Annotated in this window: 25 protein-coding genes; 10 read left to right on the forward strand and 15 right to left on the reverse strand. The window is 71.5% G+C overall.

Features of this window, described 5'->3' with window-relative positions; genetic code table 11:
• Positions 1-8: 8 nt before the first annotated feature.
• The 7 genes from ACIGFK_RS06145 to ACIGFK_RS06175 are packed head-to-tail and all read right to left on the reverse strand — an operon-like array spanning position 9 to position 6,044.
• Complete coding sequence (locus tag ACIGFK_RS06145; RefSeq protein ID WP_386469490.1) at positions 9-947, reverse strand: type II secretion system F family protein; 939 nt, start codon at positions 945-947, stop codon at positions 9-11.
• The gene (locus ACIGFK_RS06150; RefSeq protein ID WP_386469493.1) at positions 944-2,293 is read right to left on the reverse strand and encodes a CpaF family protein; all 1,350 of its coding nucleotides are present in this window, start codon (positions 2,291-2,293) and stop codon (positions 944-946) included. The genes ACIGFK_RS06145 and ACIGFK_RS06150 overlap by 4 nt, the downstream gene beginning before the upstream one ends.
• Positions 2,290-2,625 carry a TadE/TadG family type IV pilus assembly protein gene (locus ACIGFK_RS06155; RefSeq protein WP_386469496.1) on the reverse strand — a complete coding sequence of 112 codons (336 nt, stop codon included), beginning with the start codon at positions 2,623-2,625 and terminating at the stop codon, positions 2,290-2,292. The genes ACIGFK_RS06150 and ACIGFK_RS06155 overlap by 4 nt, the downstream gene beginning before the upstream one ends.
• A gap of 46 nt (positions 2,626-2,671) precedes the next feature.
• Positions 2,672-3,034, reverse strand: coding sequence for a TadE/TadG family type IV pilus assembly protein (locus ACIGFK_RS06160; RefSeq protein WP_386469499.1), 363 nt, complete (start codon positions 3,032-3,034; stop codon positions 2,672-2,674).
• 3 nt (positions 3,035-3,037) lie between these two features.
• The gene (locus ACIGFK_RS06165; protein ID WP_386469502.1) at positions 3,038-4,330 is read right to left on the reverse strand and encodes a CpaE family protein; all 1,293 of its coding nucleotides are present in this window, start codon (positions 4,328-4,330) and stop codon (positions 3,038-3,040) included.
• Between the two features lie 7 nt (positions 4,331-4,337).
• Complete coding sequence (cpaB, locus tag ACIGFK_RS06170) at positions 4,338-5,039, reverse strand: Flp pilus assembly protein CpaB (RefSeq protein ID WP_400050742.1); 702 nt, start codon at positions 5,037-5,039, stop codon at positions 4,338-4,340.
• Positions 5,040-5,087: 48 nt separating this feature from the next.
• Complete coding sequence (locus ACIGFK_RS06175) at positions 5,088-6,044, reverse strand: hypothetical protein (RefSeq protein WP_400050744.1); 957 nt, start codon at positions 6,042-6,044, stop codon at positions 5,088-5,090.
• Between the two features lie 297 nt (positions 6,045-6,341).
• Here ACIGFK_RS06175 and ACIGFK_RS06180 point away from each other — a divergent pair, with 297 nt between their 5' ends.
• Entirely contained in the window at positions 6,342-8,006 is a 1,665-nt protein-coding gene (locus ACIGFK_RS06180; protein ID WP_386469528.1) for a chitinase, read from the forward strand.
• 126 nt (positions 8,007-8,132) lie between these two features.
• Complete coding sequence (locus ACIGFK_RS06185; RefSeq protein ID WP_376657502.1) at positions 8,133-9,467, forward strand: M14 family metallopeptidase; 1,335 nt, start codon at positions 8,133-8,135, stop codon at positions 9,465-9,467.
• Between the two features lie 82 nt (positions 9,468-9,549).
• On the opposite strand, the gene ACIGFK_RS06190 is transcribed toward ACIGFK_RS06185, so the two are convergent.
• Both ACIGFK_RS06190 and ACIGFK_RS06195 read right to left on the reverse strand, forming a co-directional pair.
• Positions 9,550-9,969, reverse strand: a complete 420-nt coding sequence (locus ACIGFK_RS06190; RefSeq protein ID WP_376657501.1) for a RidA family protein — start codon at positions 9,967-9,969, stop codon at positions 9,550-9,552.
• Entirely contained in the window at positions 9,966-10,721 is a 756-nt protein-coding gene (locus ACIGFK_RS06195; protein WP_376657500.1) for an IclR family transcriptional regulator, read from the reverse strand. Before ACIGFK_RS06195 ends, ACIGFK_RS06190 begins: the two co-directional genes overlap by 4 nt.
• 279 nt (positions 10,722-11,000) lie before the next feature.
• Here ACIGFK_RS06195 and ACIGFK_RS06200 point away from each other — a divergent pair, with 279 nt between their 5' ends.
• From ACIGFK_RS06200 to ACIGFK_RS06210, 3 genes are all read left to right on the forward strand, one after another.
• Positions 11,001-12,281 (forward strand): amino acid deaminase, encoded by a 1,281-nt coding sequence (locus tag ACIGFK_RS06200; RefSeq protein WP_376657499.1) that lies wholly within the window; start codon positions 11,001-11,003, stop codon positions 12,279-12,281.
• Between the two features lie 8 nt (positions 12,282-12,289).
• A complete protein-coding gene (locus ACIGFK_RS06205) occupies positions 12,290-13,882 on the forward strand; it encodes an amidohydrolase family protein (protein WP_386469507.1) in 1,593 nt (530 codons plus the stop codon).
• A 96-nt stretch (positions 13,883-13,978) separates the two neighbouring features.
• Entirely contained in the window at positions 13,979-14,986 is a 1,008-nt protein-coding gene (locus tag ACIGFK_RS06210) for a YdcF family protein (RefSeq protein ID WP_386469510.1), read from the forward strand.
• 167 nt (positions 14,987-15,153) lie between these two features.
• Here ACIGFK_RS06210 and ACIGFK_RS06215 read toward each other — a convergent pair whose 3' ends face one another.
• A complete protein-coding gene (locus tag ACIGFK_RS06215; protein WP_376657496.1) occupies positions 15,154-15,339 on the reverse strand; it encodes a hypothetical protein in 186 nt (61 codons plus the stop codon).
• Positions 15,340-15,505: 166 nt separating this feature from the next.
• Between ACIGFK_RS06215 and ACIGFK_RS06220 the strand changes: the two genes are divergently transcribed.
• Together ACIGFK_RS06220 and ACIGFK_RS06225 are read left to right on the forward strand one after the other, a co-directional pair.
• Positions 15,506-15,949, forward strand: a complete 444-nt coding sequence (locus ACIGFK_RS06220) for a nitroreductase/quinone reductase family protein (protein ID WP_376657495.1) — start codon at positions 15,506-15,508, stop codon at positions 15,947-15,949.
• 160 nt (positions 15,950-16,109) lie between these two features.
• Positions 16,110-16,541 carry a DUF6083 domain-containing protein gene (locus tag ACIGFK_RS06225; RefSeq protein WP_386469515.1) on the forward strand — a complete coding sequence of 144 codons (432 nt, stop codon included), beginning with the start codon at positions 16,110-16,112 and terminating at the stop codon, positions 16,539-16,541.
• Here the strand turns inward: ACIGFK_RS06225 and ACIGFK_RS06230 are convergent.
• Positions 16,525-17,433, reverse strand: coding sequence for a GlxA family transcriptional regulator (locus ACIGFK_RS06230; RefSeq protein WP_400050840.1), 909 nt, complete (start codon positions 17,431-17,433; stop codon positions 16,525-16,527). The genes ACIGFK_RS06225 and ACIGFK_RS06230 overlap by 17 nt on opposite strands.
• Before the next feature lie 180 nt (positions 17,434-17,613).
• Here ACIGFK_RS06230 and ACIGFK_RS06235 point away from each other — a divergent pair, with 180 nt between their 5' ends.
• Positions 17,614-18,243 (forward strand): MBL fold metallo-hydrolase, encoded by a 630-nt coding sequence (locus ACIGFK_RS06235; RefSeq protein WP_376657493.1) that lies wholly within the window; start codon positions 17,614-17,616, stop codon positions 18,241-18,243.
• On the opposite strand, the gene ACIGFK_RS06240 is transcribed toward ACIGFK_RS06235, so the two are convergent.
• Together ACIGFK_RS06240 and ACIGFK_RS06245 are read right to left on the reverse strand one after the other, a co-directional pair.
• Positions 18,240-18,716, reverse strand: a complete 477-nt coding sequence (locus ACIGFK_RS06240) for a macro domain-containing protein (RefSeq protein ID WP_400050747.1) — start codon at positions 18,714-18,716, stop codon at positions 18,240-18,242. The genes ACIGFK_RS06235 and ACIGFK_RS06240 overlap by 4 nt on opposite strands.
• An 861-nt stretch (positions 18,717-19,577) precedes the next feature.
• Entirely contained in the window at positions 19,578-19,841 is a 264-nt protein-coding gene (locus tag ACIGFK_RS06245; protein ID WP_376662534.1) for a hypothetical protein, read from the reverse strand.
• Positions 19,842-20,466: 625 nt separating this feature from the next.
• Between ACIGFK_RS06245 and ACIGFK_RS06250 the strand changes: the two genes are divergently transcribed.
• On the forward strand, positions 20,467-20,604 hold the full coding sequence (locus ACIGFK_RS06250; RefSeq protein ID WP_400050749.1) for a hypothetical protein: 138 nt from the start codon (positions 20,467-20,469) through the stop codon (positions 20,602-20,604).
• 17 nt (positions 20,605-20,621) lie between these two features.
• Here the strand turns inward: ACIGFK_RS06250 and ACIGFK_RS06255 are convergent, their stop codons facing one another.
• Both ACIGFK_RS06255 and ACIGFK_RS06260 read right to left on the reverse strand, forming a co-directional pair.
• Complete coding sequence (locus ACIGFK_RS06255) at positions 20,622-20,855, reverse strand: hypothetical protein (RefSeq protein WP_376658210.1); 234 nt, start codon at positions 20,853-20,855, stop codon at positions 20,622-20,624.
• A 13-nt stretch (positions 20,856-20,868) separates the two neighbouring features.
• Positions 20,869-21,018: a hypothetical protein gene (locus tag ACIGFK_RS06260; protein ID WP_386472708.1), complete on the reverse strand. Its 150-nt coding sequence runs from the start codon at positions 21,016-21,018 to the stop codon at positions 20,869-20,871.
• 312 nt (positions 21,019-21,330) lie between these two features.
• Here ACIGFK_RS06260 and ACIGFK_RS06265 point away from each other — a divergent pair, with 312 nt between their 5' ends.
• Entirely contained in the window at positions 21,331-22,542 is a 1,212-nt protein-coding gene (locus tag ACIGFK_RS06265) for a pyridoxal phosphate-dependent aminotransferase (protein ID WP_376658212.1), read from the forward strand.
• The last annotated feature ends 51 nt before the right edge of the window (positions 22,543-22,593 follow it).

The raw sequence follows: 22,593 nt of genomic DNA on the forward strand, positions 1-22,593 counted from the left end.
TCCGCCCCTCACACGTCGATCTTCGAAAGGCGGCGGATGAGGAGGAAGCCGAGGGTGAACAGACCCAGCGAGATCAGGACCGCCGTCTGCCCGATGAACGCCCCCGTCATCCGGTCCAGCGCGCCCGGCATCATCATGTCCACCAGCAGCAGCGAGCCGAGTCCGATCGCCGGTACCAGGTACGCCGTCACCGTCACCTGGGAGAGCTGCGTGCGGATCTCGCGACGCGTCTCCTTCCTCTGCTCCAGCGTCACCGTCAGGTTCCGCAGGCTGTCCACGATCGCGCCGCCCGCACGGGCCGACAGGACGAGCGTCGAGACCAAGACGACCAGCTCACGAGAGGGAAGTCGGTCCGTCAGCTCGCCCAGGGAGTCCTCGATGGAGTGGCCCACCGCGAGGCGGTTCGCCACGCGCGCCAGTTCCTCACCAGCCGGGGCCTCCAGCTCCTCCGCCGCGATCCCGATGGCCGTACGCAGGGCCAGCCCGGCCTGCGTCGCGTTGGCGAGGATGCGGGCCAGGTCCGGGAGCTGGTTGATGAACCGCTCCGTACGACGGCTCCGCTGCCAGTTCAGGAACGCGTTCGCCGCCCAGATGCCGATCGCACCCGCCACCGGCCCGAAGAAGGGAGCCAGCAGCGCGGCCGCGATGAGCCAGACGCCCGCGATCGAGCCGAGCATGTAGACGAAGAACTCGCCCGGCGTGAGATCCAGGCCGGTGGTCGCCAGCTTCAGCTCGATACGGCGCCCGAGCGTGGTCTTGCGCAGCCGACGGTCCACCCCGGGGAACCGGCGGCGCCGGCCCATGGGCTCCGGGGCACCGCTCGCGGAGAGGCGTTCGATCAGGGCGGCCCGCTGGGCGCGGCCGGCTGCGTATGCCTGGAGGCCCAGGATCACGAAGACGCAGGCCAGCAGCGTGGCGCCGAGGGTGAGGAGGATGAGTGGGTTCACAGGGCGGTCCGTGTGATGTGCGGCGTGGTGAGCGGGTCGTCCGGCAGTGCGACCCCGAAGGCCTGCGGGATGGGCTGGTTGTTCATGTAGAGCCGTTCCGCGATGCGCCGCGGCAGCGGGTAGTACTCGAAGTAGCCGTGCACACGTCCGTCCGGCCCCATGGGTTGAGCTGCGAACCGGCAGACCGTGGTGATCCGGAAGGGTTCACGGCCGTGCGATTCGAGGATCGAGATCTCGGTGATGCGGCGCGAGCCGTCGCCGAAGCGCGTCAGCTGGACGATGACGTTCACGGCGCTGTTGATCTGGTCCTGGAGCGCCTCGAAGGGGATCTCCACCTCCGACATGGAGGCGAGGGTCTGGAGACGCGTCAGGGCGTCGGCGCTGCTGTTGGCGTGGACCGTCGCCAGTGAGCCGTCGTGGCCGGTGGACATCGCCTGGAGCATGTCGAGGGTCTCGCCGCCTCGGACCTCGCCGACGATGATGCGGTCGGGGCGCATGCGCAGGGAGTTCCGTACGAGGTCGCGGATGGTGATCTGCCCCTTGCCCTCCACGTTCGGCGGGCGGGATTCGAGGCGGATGACGTGCGCCTGCTGGAGCTGGAGCTCGGCGGAGTCCTCGATGGTGATGATGCGCTCGCCCTCCGGGATCAGGCCGGAGAGGGCGTTGAGGAGGGTGGTCTTCCCGGTGCCGGTGGCGCCGGAGACGATCACGTTCATCTTCGATGCGACCAGGCCCGACAGCAGGAGCAGCATCTGCTCGTCCAGCGACCCGAGGGCGATCATCTCGTGCAGGGTGAAGGCCCGCGGGAAGCGCCGGATGGTGAGGGTGGCGCCCGTGAGGGACAGTGGGGGGATGATGACGTTGACGCGTTCGCCGCTGGGCAGGCGGGCGTCGACCATCGGGTTGGCCTCGTCCACACGGCGGTTGACCGTGGAGACGATGCGCTCGATGGTCTGCATCAGTTGGTCGTGCGAGGCGAACCGAATGGGGAGCTGCTCGACCCGGCCTGCGCGCTCCACGAAGATCTGATCGGGCCCGTTGACCATGATCTCGGAGATCGAGGCGTCTTCGAGGAGCGGTTCGAGCACGCCGAGGCCGAGGGCCTCGTCGACGACCCGGCGGATCAGCTGGGCGCGCTCGACGGTGGAGAGGACCGGCCCCTCGCGGCTGATGATGTGCCCGAGTACGCGTTCCAGCCGCGCCCGGCGCTCGGCGGGCGCGAGCGCGGACATCTCGGCGAGGTCGATCTCCTCCAGCAGCTTCGCCCGGTAGGAGGAGACCAGCCGGCCGTCCTCGCGGGGGCTGTGGCGGTCGTCGGGGGTGTTGACCCGGGAACGCAGGCTCATGGTCGGGTGCCCTTCGGGTCGTCGTTGGGCATGATCGCCGTGGCCCGGGCTTCCTTGAGGTCGAGGCCCGGCACGATGGTGTTGATGTGGATGGTGGCGACGGCGGTGACCGCGTCGGCGTTCTTGGACACCTCGACCTTCACGCCGATCCCTTCCCTGACGGCCGCCACCCCCGCGGCCTCCCCACCGCTGCCGTTGCGGGCCTCCACGCGTGCCGCCGTACGGGCGGCGGTGTCCGCCTGCTCGTGGACGTACGCGACCCAACCCAGCTGGATCCCGCACAGCGCGACGAACAGCAGGATCGGGACGAATCCGATGTACTCCAGGGCCACTTGACCACGGTCGGAGCGCCAGTTTCGGTTCCGGAATTGGTTCACGTCACTCCTTCTCCATCGCCGCGCCGCCCGTACCGTCGATGCCGCCGAAGTTGAGTCCCGGATAGAAGACCGGGATGGCAAGGGTGACCTTCACCCGGTAGATGTCACCGGACTCCCGGCAGGTCACCTTGAGGTTCCACGCCTCTCCGATGTGCTTCCGCGCCGCCGTGTCGCAGGCCGCGTCCCCCTTCACCGCCCCCGCCCGCGCCGCCTCGTCCGCCGCGTTCCCCGCCAGCGAGAACGCGTACCCGATCAGCACGCACTCCCACACCGCCGCCACAATCAGCAGGATCAGCGGGACCATGCCGACGAACTCGATCGCGACCTGGCCCCGGTCCCCCCGGCGGGATCTCCGCGACGGCATCCCTCAGCCCTCCCGCCCGCGCCGCAGCCGGGCCACCGGGCCCGAGGACCGGACCGCCACCGCCGCGCCCGGCCCGGCACCCGGACCCGAGCCGGAAGCAGCACCAGCACCGTCCGGCGCCGCCAGCAAGCCCAGCTCCCCCGCCAGCGCCCACAGCGCCTGCTTCACCGTCGAGCGGTTGTCCAGGTCCTGCACCCGCCCCGCGTCGACCACCGCCTGCAGTTCCTTGAAGGCCGCCGGGACCGGGGTCCTGGTCGCCCGGGTCTTGGTGATCTTCTCGATCAGGGCGGGCTGGATCTCGGTGTGCTTGCTCCAGCGGTTGACCACCATCGCCGTGTCCTCCGCCTTCCGCACCTGGAGCCGCTCCCACATCCGGACCATGCGCTTCGCCGCCCGCACCGCGACCACGTCCGGTGTCGTGACCAGCACCGCCACGTCCGCCATCTCCACCGCGGCCGCGTTCGCGCCCGTCACCTGGGTGCCGCAGTCGATGACGACCAGCTCGTAGCGGGCCCGCAGCGCGCCCACGACGTGGCGGGCCGCCCGTTCGTCGACCTCCTCGCCGCGCTCGCCCTCCGCCGGGGCCAGCAGCAGGGCCAGGCCGGTGCGGTCCTCGTACACGGCGTCCTGGAGGACCCGGGGCGAGATGTCCTGGATCCCGGCGAGGTCGGCGACCGAGCGGCGGAACTGCACGTCGAGGTACGAGCCGACGTCGCCGGCCTGGAGGTCCAGGTCGACCAGGGCCGTACGCCGCCCCGCCGCGGCCGCCGCCAGGGCGAACTGGACCGCGGTGAAGGTGGTGCCCACGCCGCCCTTGGCCCCGGTGACGGTGACGACCCGGCCGCCGGGGCCGGTGGGGACGTCCGCGCCCGCGCCCCGGCCGCCCAGGTGGCGGCGTACGCCCACGGACCACTGGGCCGCGGCCTGCACCCGGGCCGCGAGTTCCTCGTACGAGAGCGGCAGGCCGATCAGGCCGCGCGCTCCGGAGTCCATCGCGGCCGAGAAGAGGCCGGGGCCGGCGTCGGAGGAGACCAGGACGACGCCCACCGCGGGGAAGCGGAGTGCGACTTCGCGGATGAGCTCCAGCGCGGGCACGGGCCCGATGCGCTCGTGGACCAGGACGACCTCGGGGAGTTCGTCGACGGAGTCGACGGCGAGGCGGGCCAGGGTGTCGAGGAGGGTCGTGGAGTCGGGGACCGGAGCGGCGGGTTCGGCGGACGGCAGCTGGCTGAGCAGCGTCACGATGGCGCGCGCGGCGTCCGGGTCGGCGACCGCGGGGAGGATTCGGGTGGTCATCCGGGCCTCACTTGTCCCCTTCGAGGGTGTACATGCGGTCGCCGGGGTTGACCGCCGAGTCGGTGCCGGGGGCCACCAGGGCGAGGCGTACGTGCTCCGCGAAGGACTCGGCGTAGGCGACGCGCTGGGTGTCCTTGGTGTTCAGGGCGAAGGTGATCGGGACGGCCTCGGCGGGGCCCTTCTTGTCGCCGTCCTTCTCCAGGGGCGTGAGCCGGCCGACGTTGATGACGCGGGCGTTGGCCACCATGACCAGGGACACGTCGGGGTCGGTGGGCTTCTTGCCCTTGAAGGTGCCCAGGATGTTGACCTTGGCGCCCGGGGTGATCTTGCCCGCCACGCCCGTCGCCGCGTCGATCATGATGGCGATCTCCTGCTCACCGGGCTGGAGCTGCGGCTTGTCGACGAACATGTCGCCCTGGAGCAGCGAGCCCTTCTTCAGGGCGGTGAGCGCGATCTTGTCCTTGAGGGCGCCGAGGTCGGTGACGGCGGTGTCGGACAGCCAGCGCTTGGGGATCTTCACTTCCTCGAACTGCCCGGCCGTGAGCGGGCTGTACGGGGGTATGTCGCCCTTGGCGCGGTAGGCGACGACCTCCGCCCCCACCTTGGAGTTGACGTCGCCGATCACCACCAGGACTCCGGCGAAGGCGGCCAAGGCGCACAGGACCGACAGGACCAGCAGGATGACGCCGCGGCGCTGGCGTGAGTTCATGTGGCTGACTACCTCGCCGTTCTTCGTTCGTTCGTAGGTGTCGGTCGGTCAGGGTCTGGAACGGGCCGCCGTGCTCGCCGCGGCCTGGGGCGGCGGTGCCGCCAGCGGTGCCGAGCAGAAGCCGCAGCGGTCTCCGATGAGTTCGAGCCCGCACCAGCGGCACTGCTCCCGGCGGACGGAGGCGACGAGCTGGTAGAGCACGGACAGGTCCGGGATGCCCGCGGCGAATTCGACGAGTTTCGCGGTGCACCAGTAGCCGGGCGACTGCGCCGGCAGCGGGTTCTCCAGTACGCCCTGCACCCGCCAGGCCGGGGCGAGTTCGGCCGCGACCCAGTCGGAGGCGAGCTGGCCGCGGGCGAAGGTGAGGTGCGTGGCGAATTCGGGGCCGGGAGGGATCACTGCGCCGGCCGCCGCACCCTTGGCCCCGGCCTTGGCCCCGCCCTGGTGCGCCCCGAGCCTGGCCAGGTGCGGCTTGGGGTGGGCCAGTACGGCGAACTGCGCGCTCGGGGACCACGAGCGGGCGTGCGCCTTGAGGCCGACCGGGATCCGGTCGAGTTTGGCGACCGAGCCCAGCAGCGCACCCGCGTAGATGTAGTGCGACAGGAGGCGGGCCGCGGAGGCTATGACTCCGGGGCTGAAGTCGCAGACGGTGAGCTGGCGCAGCTGACGGACCAGCAGGGCGGTGCCCAGCGGCGGCAGGTCGACGGGCAGGAGCGCGATCCGGTCGGTTTCCAGGACGGCCCGTACGGTGTGCAGCCGCTGGACGGTCGTGGCGGGCAGCCAGGGCGGTACGACGGCCACCAGGTGGCCGTGGCGTTCCAGGAGCCCGCTGGTCTCGGCGAGTGCGCCGTCGAGGTCGAGCCGGCCGGGCGGGTGGAGCACGGCGGCTCCGGGCGTGTGCCGGTCGGGGGCCGGAAGTACCAGGTCGGCGCTGGTGACAGCAATGGCGGTCGGCACGCGAATCCCCCCGTTCACCCCGTACTCACCCGGTGCTCGCCCGGTCATCACCCCTGCGCGACCGCAAACGTGCGATGCGCATCCCCCTGGAACCAGCACCTTATCCGCGCCACCCCCGGCGGGGCAGGGCCTTGGTAATTCCCGTACCGACAGCACGTGTCACAGGTGACCGGAAACCCGGACAACAGGGATCGGACGAGCGATCACTTCAGGCCACTTCGCAAAGACTATTGACACGAGGATTGGTCTGGACCAACTTGTGAGCGGGGTGCCCCACTCACCCTGACATCCCTTCACTCCCCCCACGGAGCCCACGTGAACCGCATACGTTCCCTCGTCCTGCCCATGACAGCCGTACTCGCCGCCGGCGGCCTCACCGCCCTCGCGACCGGTACGGCGCAAGCCGCGGACGTCAACGTCGCCCGCAACGGAGGCTTCGAGTCCGGCCTCGCCAACTGGTCCTGCTCCGGCGGAAGCGGCGCCTCCGTCTCCTCGCCGGTCCACACCGGGGCGGGCGCCCTCAAGGCCACCCCGGCGGGCCAGGACAACGCCCGCTGCAGCCAGACCGTCACGGTCAAGCCGAACTCGACGTACACGCTCAGCACGCAGGTCCAGGGCAGTTACGTGTACCTCGGCGCGACCGGCACCGGCACGCAGGACGTGTCCACCTGGACCCCCGGCTCGGGCGCCGGCTGGCAGAAGCTCTCCACCACCTTCACCACCGGCCCGAACACCACCCAGGTCACGGTCTACACCCACGGCTGGTACGGCCAGCCGGCCTACTTCGTGGACGAGTTCAGCGTCTTCGGCCCGGACGGGGGCGGCGGCACCGACCCCGGTCCGTCCGTCCCCGGCGCCCCGGCAGGGACCGCCGTTTCAGGCCAGACGGCCGACGGGCTCACCCTTTCGTGGGGCGCGGTCAGCGGAGCCTCCGGCTATTACGTGTATCAGGACGGCGTCCGGGTCAAGACGGTGTCCGGGGCCTCGGCCCAGATCACGGGGCTGGCCGCGTCGACCTCGTACTCCTTCCAGGTGAGCGCCTACAACGCCGCGGGCGAGGGCCCCAAGTCGGCCCCGGTGACCGGCACCACGACCGGCGGCGGGAACCCGAACCCCAACCCGGCCGTGCCCAAGCACGCGCTGACCGGCTACTGGCAGAACTTCAACAACGGGGCGACCGTCCAGAAGATCTCCGACGTCTCCGCGCAGTACGACATCATCGCCGTCTCCTTCGCCGACGCCACGGCCACGCCCGGCGCCATCGCCTTCAACCTCGACTCGGCCGGCCTCGGCGGCTACACCGTGGCCCAGTTCAAGGCGGACATCGCCGCGAAGAAGGCGGCCGGCAAGTCGGTCATCCTCTCCATCGGCGGCGAGAAGGGCACCATTTCGGTCAACGACTCCGCCTCCGCGAACAACCTCGCGAACTCGGCGTACGCGCTGATGCAGGAGTACGGCTTCAGCGGCATCGACATCGACCTGGAGAACGGCCTCAACCCGACCTACATGACGCAGGCGCTGCGCTCCCTGTCCGCGAAGGCCGGCTCCTCGCTGGTCATCACCATGGCCCCGCAGACCATCGACATGCAGTCCACGCAGGGCGGCTACTTCAAGACCGCGCTGAACATCAAGGACATCCTCACCGTCGTCAACATGCAGTACTACAACAGCGGCTCGATGAACGGCTGCGACGGCAAGGTCTACTCGCAGGGCTCGGTGGACTTCCTCACCGCGCTCGCCTGCATCCAGCTGGAGGGCGGCCTCGACCCCTCCCAGGTGGGCATCGGCGTCCCCGCCTCCCCCAGCGGCGCGGGCAGCGGCTACGTCTCCCCGACCGTCGTGAACAACGCCCTGGACTGCCTGGCCAGGGGCGTGAACTGCGGATCCTTCAAGCCGTCGAAGACCTACCCGGGGCTGCGCGGGGCGATGACCTGGTCGACGAACTGGGACGCCAAGGCGGGTGGTGCTTGGTCGGACTCGGTGGGTCCGAAGGTCCACGCCCTCCCGTAGGCGGTAGGTGTGGGGGTTGGCCGCGTGGCCGATTCGAGACATGCGGTCCTTGACCGTGACATGCCACGAGAGCACGCTGTGCGGCATCCGCACGGCTACCCCCACACTCCCCACCCAGGAGAACGCATGCGGCTCCACACCCGCCGGAGGGCCGCCGTCACGGCGGCCCTGCTGGCGCTCGCGCTGGGCGCACCCGCCTACGGCATGAGCGCGACGGCGTCACCACCGCCCACCCCGTCCACCGCCACCCAGGACGAGGCGATCGTCCAGTACGAGATCAAGGGCCCGGCCACCCCGGCCGAGCGCACGGCCCTGCTGCGCACCGGCGTCTCCATCGACGAGGTCGACGCCCGCTCGGTCGTCGTCAGCGCCGACACCCTGCAGGCGAAGAAGCTGCGCGCGCTCGGCTACGAGCTGGAGCCGCTGCCCGGACCCCCGGACCGCGCCCTGCCCGGGATCGCGGCGAGCCCGATGGACTTCCCGTCCGCCGACTCGAAGTACCACAACTACGCCGAGGCGACGGCCGAGATCAACCAGCGCATCGCCCAGTACCCCTCGATCATGAGCAAGCAGGTGATCGGGAAGTCGTACCAGGGGCGCGACATCATCGCCATCAAGATCAGCGACAACGTCGCGACGGACGAGGCCGAGCCCGAGGTCCTGTTCACGGCCCACCAGCACGCCCGCGAGCACCTCACCGTCGAGATGGCCCTGTACCTCCTGAACGAGTTCGGCTCGAAGTACGGGACCGACGCCCGCGTCACGAACGCGGTCAACGGCCGCGAGATCTGGATCGTCCCGGACCTCAACCCGGACGGCGGCGAGTACGACATCGCCACCGGCTCCTACCGCTCCTGGCGCAAGAACCGCCAGCCCAACTCCGGATCCTCGAGCGTCGGCACGGACGAGAACCGCAACTGGAACTACAAGTGGGGCTGCTGCGGCGGCTCCAGCGGCAGCAAGGGCTCGGAGACCTACCGCGGCTCGGCGGCGGAATCGGCGCCCGAGGTGAAGGTGGTCGCGGACTTCGTGCGCAGCCGCGTGGTCGGCGGCAAGCAGCAGATCAAGGCCGCGATCGACTTCCACACGTACAGCGAACTGGTGCTGTGGCCCTTCGGCTGGACCTACAACGACACCGCCCCCGGGCTGACCGCCGACGACCTCGCCGTCTACAAGAAGATCGGCACGAGCATGGCGGCGAGCAACGGCTACACGCCGGAGCAGTCGAGCGACCTGTACATCACGGACGGGACCATCGACGACTGGCTGTGGGGCAACCAGAAGATCTTCGCCTACACCTTCGAGATGTACCCGGAGAGCGGGGGCGGCGGCTTCTACCCGCCGGACGAGGTCATCGACCGCGAGACCGCGCGCAACAAGGACGCGGTGCTCCAGCTCCTGGAGAACGCGGACTGCATGTACCGCTCGATCGGCAAGGAGGCGCAGTACTGCACCGCCTGACCGGCTGACCGGCTGACCCGCTGACCCGCTGAACGACGGGGCGCCCCACCGCCAGGGGGGCGCCCCGTCTGCGTCCTTCTGCTCAGCCCAGGACGGCGAGGGCGTCGATCTCGACGAGCAGCCCGGCCGGCAGGCCCACGTACACCGTGGTGCGGGCGGCGGGGGCCTCCCCCAGGCCCTGCTCCTCGAAGTACGCGTCGTAGATGCCGTTCATCTCGGCGAAGTGCGCGGTGTCGGTGAGGTAGACGCGGATCATCATCACGTCGTCCCAGCCCGCACCGCCGGCCTCCAGCACGGACCGGACGTTCTCCAGCGTCTGGAGCGTCTGCTCACGCAGCGTGGGCCCGGCGGGGGTGGGCGGCTGCCCGTCCACGTGCGGGAGGAAGCCGACCTGGCCGGCGACCTGGAGGATGTTGCCCTTGCGGACGCCGTGCGAGAACCTCGCGGGCGGGGTGGTGTGGGTGGCGGGCGTGATCCCGACCTTCTCGGTCCTGTCCGTCATGCGGTCTCTCCTGAGTCTCCTGAGTAGTCCCGGCTGATGGCTCCCGCGGTACGGAGCACGAGCGGCAGCAGTTCCAGCAGGCCTTCGGCGCCGGTCACCACGTTGGGCGCCGACACGGACAGCGCGGCCACGACCCGCCCGTCCGGCCCGTGCACGGGTGCGCCGAGGCAGTTGAGGGACTCCTCGTGCCCGCCGAGGTCGGTGGCCCAGCCCTGTTCCCGTACGAGGTCCAGCTCGCGGAGGAACGCCTCGGCGTCCGGGGTCGAGCGGGCGGTGTAGCGGGGGTACTCGATCCGCCCGGCGAGGGCGCGGCGCTCGGCTTCGGGGAGGTCGGCGAGGAGCAGCTTCGCGACGGCGGCGACGGTGAGGGGCACGGGCCGGCCTATGCGGGAGTACATGCGGACCGGGTAGCGGCTGTCGACCTTGTCGACGTACACGACCTCGTCGTCCTGGTGGAGGGCGAGGTGCACGGTGTGGCCGGTGGCCTGGTTCAGCTCGACGAGGTGGGGGTGCGCGATGTCCCGGACGTCGATGTTCTCGAGGGCCTCGGCGGCCAGGGCGAAGAGCTGCGCGCCGAGGCGGTAGCGGCCGTCGGCCTGGCGGTGGACGAGGCCGTGCGCGTGCAGGGTGCGCAGGAGGCGGAGGGCGGTGCTCTTGTGCACGCCGAGTGCGTCCGCCACCGGTGCCAGGCCGGCCGGGCCCTTCGCGAGCAGCGGCAGCACCGCGAGCGCCCGCTCCACGGACTGGCTCATCCCTCGCCCCTCCCCTTCCCGTCCGGCCCGGGGGTTCCGCCCACGGACCCCGAGCCGCGTACGCCGGAGGGGCTGGACTTGCCCCCTGCCGTCCGCCAAGTACCGCTGGTCCGCCCCGAGGGCAAGCCCCTCCGCGATTGAGGAGCGGGGTCGGGGCACGGACCCCCGGGTGGTGGTGCGTTGACCCGTCGTCACCCGGGATGTTAGACAGCGTGCAGCGGTACACGCAACGACCGTTGCAGCACGTGCAACCCCCAGCACCCCCCGGGAGGCCCCCGCATGGACAGCGACCCCGTCAAGCAGCTCGCCGACGAGCCGGTCGACCACCGGTTCAAGGGCCTCCCCCCGGACGCCCAGGCGGCCGGCCTCACCGTGGGGCAGCTCGCGCAGCAGCGCCGCGGGATCCACACCGGCGGGTTCACCACCCCCGTGCTCACCCTCGACGCCGAGGCGCTGGAGCACAACCTCACCGCCCTCGGCACCTACGCCGCCCGGCACGGCCTCGCGTTCGCGCCGCACGGCAAGACCTGCATGTCCCCGCAGTTGTTCCGCCGTCAGCTCGACCACGGCGCATGGGGCATCACCGCCGCCGTCCCGCACCAGGCCCGCGTCTACCGCGCTTTCGGCATCCAGCGGATCTTCCTCGCCAACGAGCTCGTCGACGCCGCCGCCCTGCGCTGGGTCGCCGGCGAGCTCGCCAGCGACCCCGACTTCCGCTTCGTCTGCTACGTCGACTCCGTGCGCGGGGTCCACCTCATGGACCGGGCCCTGCGCGACGCGCCGGCCCGTATCGACGTCGTCGTCGAGCTCGGTGCCGGCGAGGGCGCCCGCACCGGGGCCCGCAGCGACAACGACTGCCGCGCCGTCGCCGACGCCGTCGCCGCCACCCGCACCCTGCGCCTCGTGGGCATGGGCGGCTACGAGGCCGAGGTCCCCGACGCCGACCCCGAGCGCGTGCACGCCTACCTGCGCCGGCTCACCGCACTCGCCGTCGAGTTCGACAAGGCCGGCCTCTTCGACCCCGACCTGGAGGAGATCGTCGTCAGCGCGGGCGGCTCCTCCTGGTTCGACGCCGTCGCCGACGTGTTCGCCGAGATCCCGGAGCTCTCCCGCCCCGTGCTGAGGCTGCTGCGCTCCGGGGCGTACGTCTCCCACGACCACGGCTGGTACAAGGGCCTGACCCCCTTCAACCGGCACCCCGAGGAGGGCGGGCTGCGGCCCGCGTTCCGGCTGTGGACCCAGGTCGTCTCCCGGCCCTCCCCCACCCAGGCCTTCGTCAACGCCGGCAAGCGCGACATCGCGTACGACCTCGGTCTCCCCGAGGCGGAGCTGGTCCGGGACGAACTCACCGGCGAGGAGCGCCCCGCCACCGGCGTGCGGGTGGTCAAGCTGTCCGACCAGCACGCCTGGCTGGAGACCTCGTCCGCCGACGACGTGCAGGTGGGCGACTGGGTGGCGCTCGGGATGTCCCACCCGTGCACCATCTTCGAGAAGTGGCCGCTGATCCCGGTGGTGGAGGCCGACGGCACCGTCACCGATTTCGTCCGCACCTTCTTCTAGGACCTCCGGTGGACCTGGTCATACGCGGGGCCCGCATCGTCGACGGCACGGGCGGGCCCTCGTACACGGCCGACGTGGGCGTGCACGAGGGCCGGATCGCCGAGATCGGGTCCCTCCCCGGGGGCGGCCGCAGGACCCTCGACGCGTACGGGCTCGCCCTCGCCCCCGGCTTCACCGACATGCACGCGCACAGCGACCTCGCCCTGCTCCGCGACCCGGACCACAGCGCGAAGGCCGCCCAGGGCGTGACCCTCGAAGTCCTCGGCCAGGACGGCCTGTCGTACGCGCCCGCCGACGACCGCACCCTCGGCGAGGTGCGGGCCGCCATCGCGGGCTGGAACGGGCCGGGGGACGACGTCGACTTCGACTGGCGCACGGTCGGCGAGTACCTCGACCGGCTGGACCGGGCCCACGACGGGCAGGGCTGCGCCGTGAACGCCGCCTACCTCGTGCCGCAGGGCACCGTCCGCGCGTACGTCCTGGGCTGGGACGACCGCCCGGCGGGCGCGGCGGAACTGGACCGGATGCGCTCGCTCGTCGCCGAGGGCCTCGCGCAGGGCGCCGTCGGCATGTCCTCCGGGCTGACCTACACCCCCGGCATGTACGCCTCCGGCGCCGAACTGACCGAGCTGTGCCGGGTGGTGGCCTCGTACGGCGGCTACTACTGCCCGCACCACCGCTCGTACGGGCGCGGCGCGCTCGCCGCCTACGCCGAGATGGTCGGGCTGACCCGGGAGGCGGGCTGCGCCCTGCACCTCGCGCACGCCACCATGAACTTCGGCGAGAACGAGGGCCGGGCCCCCGAACTGCTGGCCCTGCTCGACTCGGCCCTGGCCGAGGGCGCCGACATCACCCTCGACAGCTACCCGTACACCCCCGGCTGCACCACCCTCGTGGCGCTGTTGCCGAGCTGGGCGAACGAGGGCGGCCCGGAGGCGGTGCTGGCCCGGCTGCGCGACGACGCCGAGGCCGAGCGGATCCGCCACGCGCTGGAGGTGGAGGGGGCGGACGGCTGCCACGGGGTGCCCGTGGACTGGTCGACGATCGAGATCTCGGGCGTGGGCGACCCCGCGCTGGCGGCGGCCCACGTCGGCAGGCGCGTGGACGGCTGGGACACCGCCCGGCGGCTGCTGCTCGGGGACCGGCTCGCGCCGACGATCCTCCAGCACGTGGGCCACGAGGAGAACGTCCGCGCGATCATGCGCCACCCCGCCCACACCGGCGGCTCGGACGGCATCCTCCAGGGCGCGAAACCGCACCCGCGCGCCTACGGCACCTTCCCGCACTACCTCGGCCACTACGTCCGCGAGCTGGGGCTGCTGTCCCTGGAGGAGTGCGTGGCGCACCTCGCGGGCCGCCCGGCGGCGCGGCTGCGGCTTCCCGACCGGGGGCTGGTCCGCACCGGCTTCCGCGCCGACCTCGTCCTCTTCGACCCGGACACGGTCGCGGCCGGATCCACGTACGAGAACCCGCGGGTGCTGCCGACGGGCATTCCGCACGTGCTGATCGACGGGCGTTTCGTCATGCGCGACGGGCGCCGCACGGACGTCCTGGCCGGACGGTCGGTACGGCGGACGGGCGTCGCCGGGGCCCGGCCGTAACGACTCGGGGCCTCGGGGCCGCCGCCTGCCGCCCGGCGCCCGGCGCCCGGCGCCCGGCCGAGACTCGTACGCATATCTGACATTTACGATGGCGGCATGGTCGCCTTCGCCCTCGCCGCCGTGTTCTTCCTGGCCTTCGCCGTCAGCGCACGGGAGGACCGCCGCCGCTTCCGCAACGCCGTGCTCTTCGGGCTGACCTTCATATCCTTCTCGCTCGCCCTCCTCCTCCAGCTGGACCGGCTGCCGGGCTGGATGGCGTACCCCATCGCGCTGACCGTCCTCGCCGTGCCCACGCTGGGCATCCTGGCGCTGGGCGTCTTCCTGACGACCAACGGCGTGACCATGATCCGCAGGGAGGGCAGCCGCCCGGCCAACCTGCTCTCGCTGCTCGCCGGGCTCGGGATCTTCGGGATGATCGTCCTGCTGCTCGTCGTCCGCAGGACCGACTCGCACGTCCTCGAGGGCATCGTGGGGACGCTCACCGTGATCGTCGCCTACGTCTCCTTCCTGTTCCTCTGCTTCCTCGGGTACGCCTTCCTCTACGGGCGGATCGAGGTGCGCGGCGACGTCGACCACGTGGTCATGCTCGGCGCCGGCCTGGTCTGCGGGGACCGGGTGCCGCCGCTGCTCGCCTCCCGGCTGCGCAAGGGCCAGGAGATCTACGAGGCCCAGCTGGCCCGCGGCGGCCGGCCGCCGGTGCTGCTGCCCTCGGGCGGCAAGGGCTCGGACGAGAAGGTCGCCGAGGCGCGGGCGATGGCGGACTGGCTGATCGCGCGGGGTGTCCCGGCGGAGCACATCACGCTGGAGGACCGGTCCACGACGACCGAGGAGAACATGCGGTTCAGCCGGGAGATCATGACGGCGCACGACCCGGACTACCGGTGCGTGGTGGTCACCAACAACTTCCACGCCTTCCGGTCCGCGATGCTGGCCCGCAAGGCCGGGGTGAACGGGCAGGTCCTGGGGTCGCCGACGGCGAAGTACTACTGGCCCAGCGCGACCATCCGCGAGTTCGTCGCGGTGTTCTGGGAGCACAGGACCGTGAACCTGGGGATCTGCGGGCTGCTGGTCGCACTGGGCGCGGCGGCGACGCTGACGAGCTGATCCGGCCGGCCGGCTGATCCGGCCGGGCCGGCCCTGCCGCGTACTGCGGCCGCCGGACGCCCGGCGGCCCCGTGCCCGGGTGCCGGGGGCACCGGGACGGGGCCGGGCCGAGCCTTCTGCTGCGGCCGGGGCTGCGGCTTCGGCTGCGACTTCGGCTACGGCTACGGCTACGGCAGGTACCGCTCGATGACCTGCGGGCCCTCCTTCTCGATGAGCCGGCGCGCCTTCTCGACCCGCTCCGGAGTCGGGTCGTGGCCTGTCGCCATCACGAGGTCTTCGGGGTCGTACGGCCGTTCCCCGCCCGTGAAGAGCCGGTCCGACCGTGTGGGCTGCTCGTCGGGTTCACTGACCATCGCGTACCTCCTACGGTTTCCCCTGGCCCCATACTCCGGCCAGGTCCCCATGAACGCACTTCGGACGGGTCCGGCGGCGGCGCCTGGCGTGCGGTAAGGACCGACCGCACCCAGAATCGTTTCTGCTCGTTAGCTGCCCGGGGGCCGAAATCCTAAGGACAGGTACATGCAAACGATCGACGTCGACTGGGACCACCCCGCCGACCCGCTGCCCGGCCCGCGCCTCGACCACGTCCGTGCGTACGTGACCACGGCGGGCACCGACGGACACCTCTGGCACGGAGTCCCCACCCTGCTGCTCACGACCCTCGACCGCACCACCGGCCGCACCGCCCGGACCCCGCTGATCTACGGCGACGACGAGGGCGTGCTGATCGTCGTGGCGGCCGGGTACGGATCCCCGGACCATCCCGCCTGGTACCGGAACCTCACCGCCCACCCCGAGGTCCGCCTCCAGGTCGGCGCCGCGCACTTCACCGCCACGGCGCGCACGGCCACGCCGGAGGAGCGCGAGACGTACTGGGAGATGATGACCGGCCTGTGGCCCGCGTACGACGACGACCAGGCGCGCACGGCCCGCGAGATCCCGCTGGTGATGCTGGAACGCTAGGGAGCGGCCGCGTTCCGCGCCGTTGCCTGCCGTGGCCTGCCGTTGCCTGCCGTTGCCTGCCGTTCCGTGCTGCGCCGCCACTCGTTCGAGTCGTCCTTCGGCCCGTGGCTGGCGCGACCGGCCCCCCATCCGCTAACAACAGGGCGGGAAGGGGGGACGGTTGGACACGAACACCCGCAGGCAGGAACACCGCGAGCGCGGCGAGAACGGCCCGTTCCTCCTCGCCAAGGTCCTGGCCGACGCGCTGGTGACCGTCGTCCGGCAGCCGCAGCCGCAGCCGTCGCCGTCGCCGTCAGAACAGTCGGCGCCGCAGCAGGTGCCGCCTTCCGCCGCGCAGGAGGGCCGCTCCGCCGTCTGCCGGCTCTGCGGCGAAGCCGCCTACTGGCACCGGACGGTCCGGGGCAAGTGGCTCCTCGTACAGCCCGGCGAGCGGCCCTGCCACCTCGTACCGGCCGGGCAGCGCTGGCGCATCGCGGGCGACGGCACCGCCGTGAATCTGGGCGCCGCCCTCCCCTCGGACACCTGCCGGGTCAGCCACTTCGACGTGTGCCCGGGACGCCGGACGGATGACGCGGCTACGGGATGCGGGTGAAGGAGCGGCGGTAGGCCCGCGGCGGCACGCCCCTGCGGCGCACGAACTGCTCCCGCAGCACGGCCGCACTCCCGAAGCCGACCCGGCGGGCGATCTCCTCCACCGGCAGGTCCGTGGTCTCCAAGAGCTCCTCGGCGCCGCCGAGGCGGAGGTTCAGCAGCCAGGCGTGCGGGGTGGTACCGGTGGCGGCTGCGAACCGGCGGGCGAAGGACCGCTTGCTCATCATGGCGCGCCGGGCCAGCTCCGCGACGGGCAGCGGCTCGTCGAGGTGCTCCCGGACCCAGGCCAGCACCTCGGACAGCCGCTCGTCCTGGCAGTCCGCCGGGAGGGGCGCGGCCAGGTACTGGGCCTGCCCGCCGTCACGGTGCGAAGGGAGTACGAGGTCCCGCGCGATGGCGTTGGCCGTCGCGGCCCCGTGCTCGCGCCGCAGCAGGTGCAGGCAGAGGTCGAATCCCGCCGCGGCGCCCGCGCCCGTGGCGATCCGCCTCTCGTCGACGTAGAGGGCCTCGGCCTCGACGGCGACGTCCGGGTGCCGGTCGGCCAGCAGCCCGGCGAACCGCCAGTGGGTGGTGGCCCGCCGCCCGTCCAGCAGCCCGGCGGCGGCCAGCGCGAACGTCCCGACGCAGTGGGCCGCGACCAGCGCACCGCGTGCGTGCGCGGCCGACAGCGCGTCGAGCACCGCGGGAGGCGGCGGTGTACGGAAGTCGGCCCACGGCAGCGCGATCACCAGATCGGCACCGGCCAGCCGCTCCAGCCCGTACTCGACGGCGACGGGCACCCCCACATCGGTGGCCACCGACCCGGGCCGCTCGGTGCACAACCCGAAGTCGAACCGCGGCAGCCCCGCCCCCCGCACACCGAACACCTCGGCGACGATCCCGACGGCGAGCATGCCGACCCCGGGCGGGGCGTAGGCGGCGACGGTGGTGAAGGGGGTGGCGGGGGTGACGGGGGCCATCCGGGAAGTGTGTCAGCCCGGTCGTGCGGCGCTCCGGCAGCCTGGCACGATTCCCGCGATCACTGGCAGCAGTGCCACTCGTGAACGGCCCTACCCGAAGCCAGGATTGAGGACATGACGAACACGCAGACGACCTCGCAGACGGGCGCCAACACTGACGCACCGCTCGGCCGCACCGCGACGTACACGATCCTGACCACCGGCTACACCCTCTCCACCGGCCCCGGAGTCGCTGCCACCGTCTCCTACGTCTCCGACGGCGACCGGCACGTGATCGTCGACCCGGGCATGGTGGCGAGCCGCGACCGCATCCTCGGCCCGCTCGCGGAACTCGGCCTCGGCCCCGACGACATCACGGACGTCGTCCTCAGCCACCACCACCCGGACAACACCATGAACGTGGGCCTCTTCGGCCGGGCACGGGTCCACGACCACAAGGCCGTCTACGAGGCCGACCAGTGGACCGACCGCGACGCGGAGGGGTACGAACTCAGCCCGTCCCTCCGCCTGATCCGCACCCCGGGCCACAGCCCCGAGGACATCACCCTCCTCGCCGGGACGGAGGCGGGCACCATCGCCTTCGTGGGCGACCTGTGGTGGCGGCCCAACGGCCCGGTCGACGACCCGGTCGCCCCGGACCACGACGTACTGCTCGCCTCCCGCCTCCGCGTCCTGGCCGCCACGGACGTGATCGTCCCCGGCCACGGCCCCGCCTTCCCGGCCGACGACACCGCGCCGCGCTAGGCGTGGTCGTAGACGGTGACCTCCACGTCCCGCGCACACAACTGATCACTGATCAGCGGCTCGATCCGCGCCCAGGTGCCGCCGGCGAGCCCACACCCGATGCGCGGCATGTGCACACTGGCCCCGAGCTCGGCGGCATGCCCCGCCAGTGCGGCAAGGCACCGCTCCACGGCGTCGTAACGTATCGGCGGCCCGCCGCTGCCGGTCCGTATTCCGCGCTGGCCGACCATGTTGGCGACCCACACGTCGGGCTTGACCCGCACCAACTGCACGGCCCCCAGGCCGAAGTCGTTCCCACTGCGCCCCCGGTGCCACGCCCGGAACGCCTTCTCGGGCTCGGGCCACCGCTTCGAAACGGCGAGCACGAACCCCTTCCCCCATCCCCCGAGGTCGTTGCACACATGCGCAACGACCTTGGGCCCCTTGGCCTGCGGACTGGTCGCATCCCCGGCGATGATCCTGAGCGGCTTCATCCCCCCACGGTAGAGGCAGCCACTGACAACGAGGGGCGCATCAAACGGCCTTGCGGCCGGGCGGCCGGCCGCCGAAGGCAGGGGGATGCCGGGCCAGTGGAAGAGAAAGCGCCGGCAGCGCCGAGAAGCCGACCGAAGAGCGGTGCCCCGCCCGCGCGCGGCGTTTGCCCACCCACCACAAACGGCGACCACAGGCGCGCGGAACCGTGCGTACGGCGTCCCGCCGGCAATCGGCGGGACCTACTACTTGGCGGAATCAGAGAGGTCTTGGGGCTTTCCCGTCAGTCCCATAGTCCTTCCGTGTCGGGACGGCCTGTCAAGGGCGCTCCTCCTTCGTCGTCGCGTCGCTTCGCGACGGCCTTCGGCCGCCCTTGACAGACCGTCCCGCCACGGAAAGACAAGGACTGCCGAGAAACCCCCAAAAGAACGGGCCGGGGAGACGACGACAAACGACCACATCAGTGAGGTCCGACCCTGCTGCGGCCCCCCTCCTCCCCGGGCCCTCCCAGGCCGCCATCCGGACCGGGCAGGCGGCCGCCCACCCCGAAACCTCGACCACAAGGCCCTCGGCCCCCGCCAGGCGCATCAAATCGCTACGCGCTCCTCGACGACGGCGTCTGCGAGCCGTCCGGGGCTGATATCGCCCCAGATCGCTATGCGCTCCTCGATGACGGCGTCCGACGGCCGTCTGAGGCAGGCCATGGACCGCCAACGATCTCTACGCGCTTCTCGACGGCGGCGACTGACCACCACTTGAAGCCCGGAAGGGGTGAATTGGGTCATATCGCCGGGAATTTCGGCTGCCTACCTGCCCTCACATGAGTACGGCTCGGAATGGGCGCTGTCCGGCTCGTTGAGGCTCTAGCGGGAGGCGCGACAGGCCGAGTTCGCGTCGTTCGCGGAGACGCCCGCTCCCTGGAGGCTCGAGACGCAGCTGGTCTGGTTGCCGATGGAGCCTTCGTAGCAGGCTTGGGCCACGTCGGCCGTCGCCGGCTTGCCGTGCGACATGACGCTCTGCTCGCACTGCTGGACGTTGGCGGAGGCGGACGGGGCGACGACGACGGCGCCACCGACGGCAAGGACGAGGCCTGCAAGGACACTGGGGATACGAGCCGACGGACGCATGCGGATGCACCTGCTCTCTCGGTCGGTCACGCGATCCGCGGGTGCGCCGGACCACGGGCGGGGGCGGCGCGGAGCAGGCACTCCGGGGGGCGACCGGCTCGACGCATCGGTCACCTCCGCCCTTCCGACGCTAGAGCACCACACCAGCACGCGCACTCCGGTCGAGCGGTCAGTCGCCGTCGTCGGGAAGGGCGTAGCGGTCGTTGGCGGCCTATGTGCGACCCAAGACCGGCTGCAGACGCCGAGAAGGAGGAGCGCGTAGCGATCTGGGGCGATACCAGCCCCGGACGGCTCGCAGACGCCGTCGTCGAGGAGCGCGTAGCGATTTGATGCGCCTGGCGGGGGCCGAGGTTCTTGTGGCCGAGGTTTCGGGGTGGGTGGCCGTCTGCCCGGTCCGGATGGAGGCCTGGGAGGGCCCGAGGACAAGGGGGGCCGAGGCGGGGTCGGACATCGCTGACACGGCCGTCCTTGGAATTGCGGACCGGCCCGTTCTTTTGGGGGTTTCCCGGCAGTCCTTGTCTTTCCGGGGCGGGACGGCCTGTCAAGGGCGGCCGAAGGCCGTCGCGAAGCGACGCGACGACGAAGGAGGAGCGCCCTTGACAGGCCGGCCCGACACGGAAGGACCATGGGACTGGCGGGAAATCCCCAAGCCCTCTCCGATTCCGGCCGGCTCGGACCCCGCCACCGCACCCACCCCGCCGCGCAGGACCACCCCGCCCGACCGCAACGCACGGGCTTCACCCAGGCCACGTACACGGTCTGACCCAGGCCGCACACCGTCTAGAGGTACTCGCGGGCGAACTCCACCGCCCACTCCACCGCGGCCACCGGGACGCCACCGGACTCGGGGCCGACGGTGAGGCGGGCGGCCTCCCAGCCCCGGTCGTGTTCGCGATGGATCACGAAGTGCGCCTCCTCGGCGGTGCCGGACGAGGTCACCAGGAATTCGATCGCCCGGTCGTCGCCGTCCGCGTCGGCCGTGGTGACCACCATGTCGCCGACTGTGAATTCCACCGTCCCGCGCCCCTCAGTGACCACTGCCGAAGAGCAGCAGCAGGAACACCGCGAACACCATCCCCGCGAGGATCAGTCCCCCCGCCAGGGCCAGGACGATCGTGCCGAGCCACTCCTCGGTGCCCAGGCGGTGGTCCGCGGGCTTCCAGACGCTCTGATTCATGCCCCCAGCCTCGCCGCGCCCCCGGTCCGGCGCATGAGTGCGCGTACTCAGCCCCGCCCTCGGCCCGTACTCAGCGCCGCACCCGCCGCGCCCCGCATCCCCATCCACCCGCCCCAGGGTGACGAGCGCAACACCCCGCCCCGCTCCCCCGGACGCACACTCCCATTCCGCAGGCCGGAACGGGGGTCCGCCCCGGATTCCAAGGGTGGGCGGCACCGCCGCCTGCCCATTGCGCGAAACGGGATATATCGCTCCTTGGTGTTCGGCCTAAATGGCCCAGCGGGCAATCGGCAGGACCCGTAAGCTCCCGTCATGCAGGTGATCCAGTCAACGAAACTCGCCAATGTCTGCTACGAGATCCGCGGACCCGTCCTCGAAGAGGCGATGCGGCTCGAAGCAGCAGGTCATCGCATCCTCAAGCTCAACACCGGCAACCCCGCGGCCTTCGGCTTCGAGTGCCCGCCGGAGATCCTTGAGGACATGCTCCGCAACCTGGGCAGCGCCCACGGGTACGGGGACGCGAAGGGGCTGCTCTCCGCGCGCCGCGCGGTCATGCAGCACTACCAGACCAAGGGCATCGAGCTGGACGTCGAGGACATCTACCTCGGCAACGGGGTCTCCGAGCTGATCCAGATGTCGATGCAGGCGCTGCTCGACGACGGCGACGAGGTCCTCGTCCCGGCCCCGGACTACCCGCTGTGGACCGCCTCCGTCTCGCTGGCCGGCGGCACGGCCGTGCACTACCGGTGCGACGAGCAGTCCGACTGGATGCCCGACCTCGCCGACATCGAGCGCAAGATCACCGACCGCACCCGCGCGCTCGTGATCATCAACCCGAACAACCCGACCGGCGCCGTCTACGACGACGAGATGCTGCGCGGGCTCACGGACATCGCCCGCCGCCACAACCTGGTCGTCTGCTCGGACGAGATCTACGACCGGATCCTGTACGACGGAGCCACGCACACGAACACGGCCACCATCGCGCCGGACCTGCTGTGCCTGACCTTCAACGGCCTCTCGAAGAACTACCGCGTCGCGGGCTACCGGGCCGGCTGGATGGCCGTCTGCGGCCCGAAGAAGAACGCCGCCTCGTACATCGAGGGCCTCACGATCCTGGCGAACATGCGCCTGTGCGCGAACATGCCCTCGCAGCACGCCATCGCCACCGCCCTCGGCGGCCGGCAGTCGATCGAGGACCTGATCCTGCCGGGCGGGCGGATCCTGGAGCAGCGCAACGTCGCGTACGACCTGCTCACCCAGATCCCGGGCGTGACGTGCGTGAAGCCGAAGGGCGCGCTGTACGCGTTCCCGCGGCTGGACCCGTCCGTCTACAAGATCAAGGACGACCGGCAGATGGTCCTGGACCTGCTGCGGGCCGAGAAGATCATGGTCGTCCACGGTACGGGCTTCAACTGGCCCGAGCCCGACCACTTCCGGATCGTGACGCTGCCGAACGCGGTGGATCTCGCCGATGCGGTGACGCGGATCGGGAAGTTCCTCGACGGCTACAGCCAGCCGTAGGAACGCACGAAAGCGATCAACAGGATTCAGCTCAATTTTAGAACCGATCCA

Origin of the sequence: Streptomyces sp. NPDC085524, assembly GCF_044541755.1 — a bacterium.
In the GTDB taxonomy this organism is placed as follows: domain Bacteria; phylum Actinomycetota; class Actinomycetes; order Streptomycetales; family Streptomycetaceae; genus Streptomyces.

Excerpts from the sequence above, each read along its gene's own strand:
- ACIGFK_RS06150 (WP_386469493.1), bottom strand. The coding sequence starts at position 2,293 with ATGAGCCTGCGTTCCCGGGTCAACACCCCCGACGACCGCCACAGCCCC.
- ACIGFK_RS06160 (WP_386469499.1), bottom strand. The coding sequence starts at position 3,034 with ATGCCGTCGCGGAGATCCCGCCGGGGGGACCGGGGCCAGGTCGCGATC.
- ACIGFK_RS06165 (WP_386469502.1), bottom strand. The coding sequence starts at position 4,330 with ATGACCACCCGAATCCTCCCCGCGGTCGCCGACCCGGACGCCGCGCGC.
- cpaB (WP_400050742.1), bottom strand. The coding sequence starts at position 5,039 with ATGAACTCACGCCAGCGCCGCGGCGTCATCCTGCTGGTCCTGTCGGTC.
- ACIGFK_RS06175 (WP_400050744.1), bottom strand. The coding sequence starts at position 6,044 with ATGACCGGGCGAGCACCGGGTGAGTACGGGGTGAACGGGGGGATTCGC.
- ACIGFK_RS06180 (WP_386469528.1), top strand. The coding sequence starts at position 6,342 with ATGACAGCCGTACTCGCCGCCGGCGGCCTCACCGCCCTCGCGACCGGT.
- ACIGFK_RS06185 (WP_376657502.1), top strand. The coding sequence starts at position 8,133 with ATGCGGCTCCACACCCGCCGGAGGGCCGCCGTCACGGCGGCCCTGCTG.
- ACIGFK_RS06190 (WP_376657501.1), bottom strand. The coding sequence starts at position 9,969 with ATGACGGACAGGACCGAGAAGGTCGGGATCACGCCCGCCACCCACACC.
- ACIGFK_RS06195 (WP_376657500.1), bottom strand. The coding sequence starts at position 10,721 with ATGAGCCAGTCCGTGGAGCGGGCGCTCGCGGTGCTGCCGCTGCTCGCG.
- ACIGFK_RS06200 (WP_376657499.1), top strand. The coding sequence starts at position 11,001 with ATGGACAGCGACCCCGTCAAGCAGCTCGCCGACGAGCCGGTCGACCAC.
- ACIGFK_RS06210 (WP_386469510.1), top strand. The coding sequence starts at position 13,979 with ATGGTCGCCTTCGCCCTCGCCGCCGTGTTCTTCCTGGCCTTCGCCGTC.
- ACIGFK_RS06215 (WP_376657496.1), bottom strand. The coding sequence starts at position 15,339 with ATGGTCAGTGAACCCGACGAGCAGCCCACACGGTCGGACCGGCTCTTC.
- ACIGFK_RS06220 (WP_376657495.1), top strand. The coding sequence starts at position 15,506 with ATGCAAACGATCGACGTCGACTGGGACCACCCCGCCGACCCGCTGCCC.
- ACIGFK_RS06230 (WP_400050840.1), bottom strand. The coding sequence starts at position 17,433 with ATGCTCGCCGTCGGGATCGTCGCCGAGGTGTTCGGTGTGCGGGGGGCG.
- ACIGFK_RS06235 (WP_376657493.1), top strand. The coding sequence starts at position 17,614 with ATGACGAACACGCAGACGACCTCGCAGACGGGCGCCAACACTGACGCA.
- ACIGFK_RS06240 (WP_400050747.1), bottom strand. The coding sequence starts at position 18,716 with ATGAAGCCGCTCAGGATCATCGCCGGGGATGCGACCAGTCCGCAGGCC.
- ACIGFK_RS06245 (WP_376662534.1), bottom strand. The coding sequence starts at position 19,841 with ATGCGTCCGTCGGCTCGTATCCCCAGTGTCCTTGCAGGCCTCGTCCTT.
- ACIGFK_RS06250 (WP_400050749.1), top strand. The coding sequence starts at position 20,467 with ATGGGACTGGCGGGAAATCCCCAAGCCCTCTCCGATTCCGGCCGGCTC.
- ACIGFK_RS06260 (WP_386472708.1), bottom strand. The coding sequence starts at position 21,018 with ATGAATCAGAGCGTCTGGAAGCCCGCGGACCACCGCCTGGGCACCGAG.
- ACIGFK_RS06265 (WP_376658212.1), top strand. The coding sequence starts at position 21,331 with ATGCAGGTGATCCAGTCAACGAAACTCGCCAATGTCTGCTACGAGATC.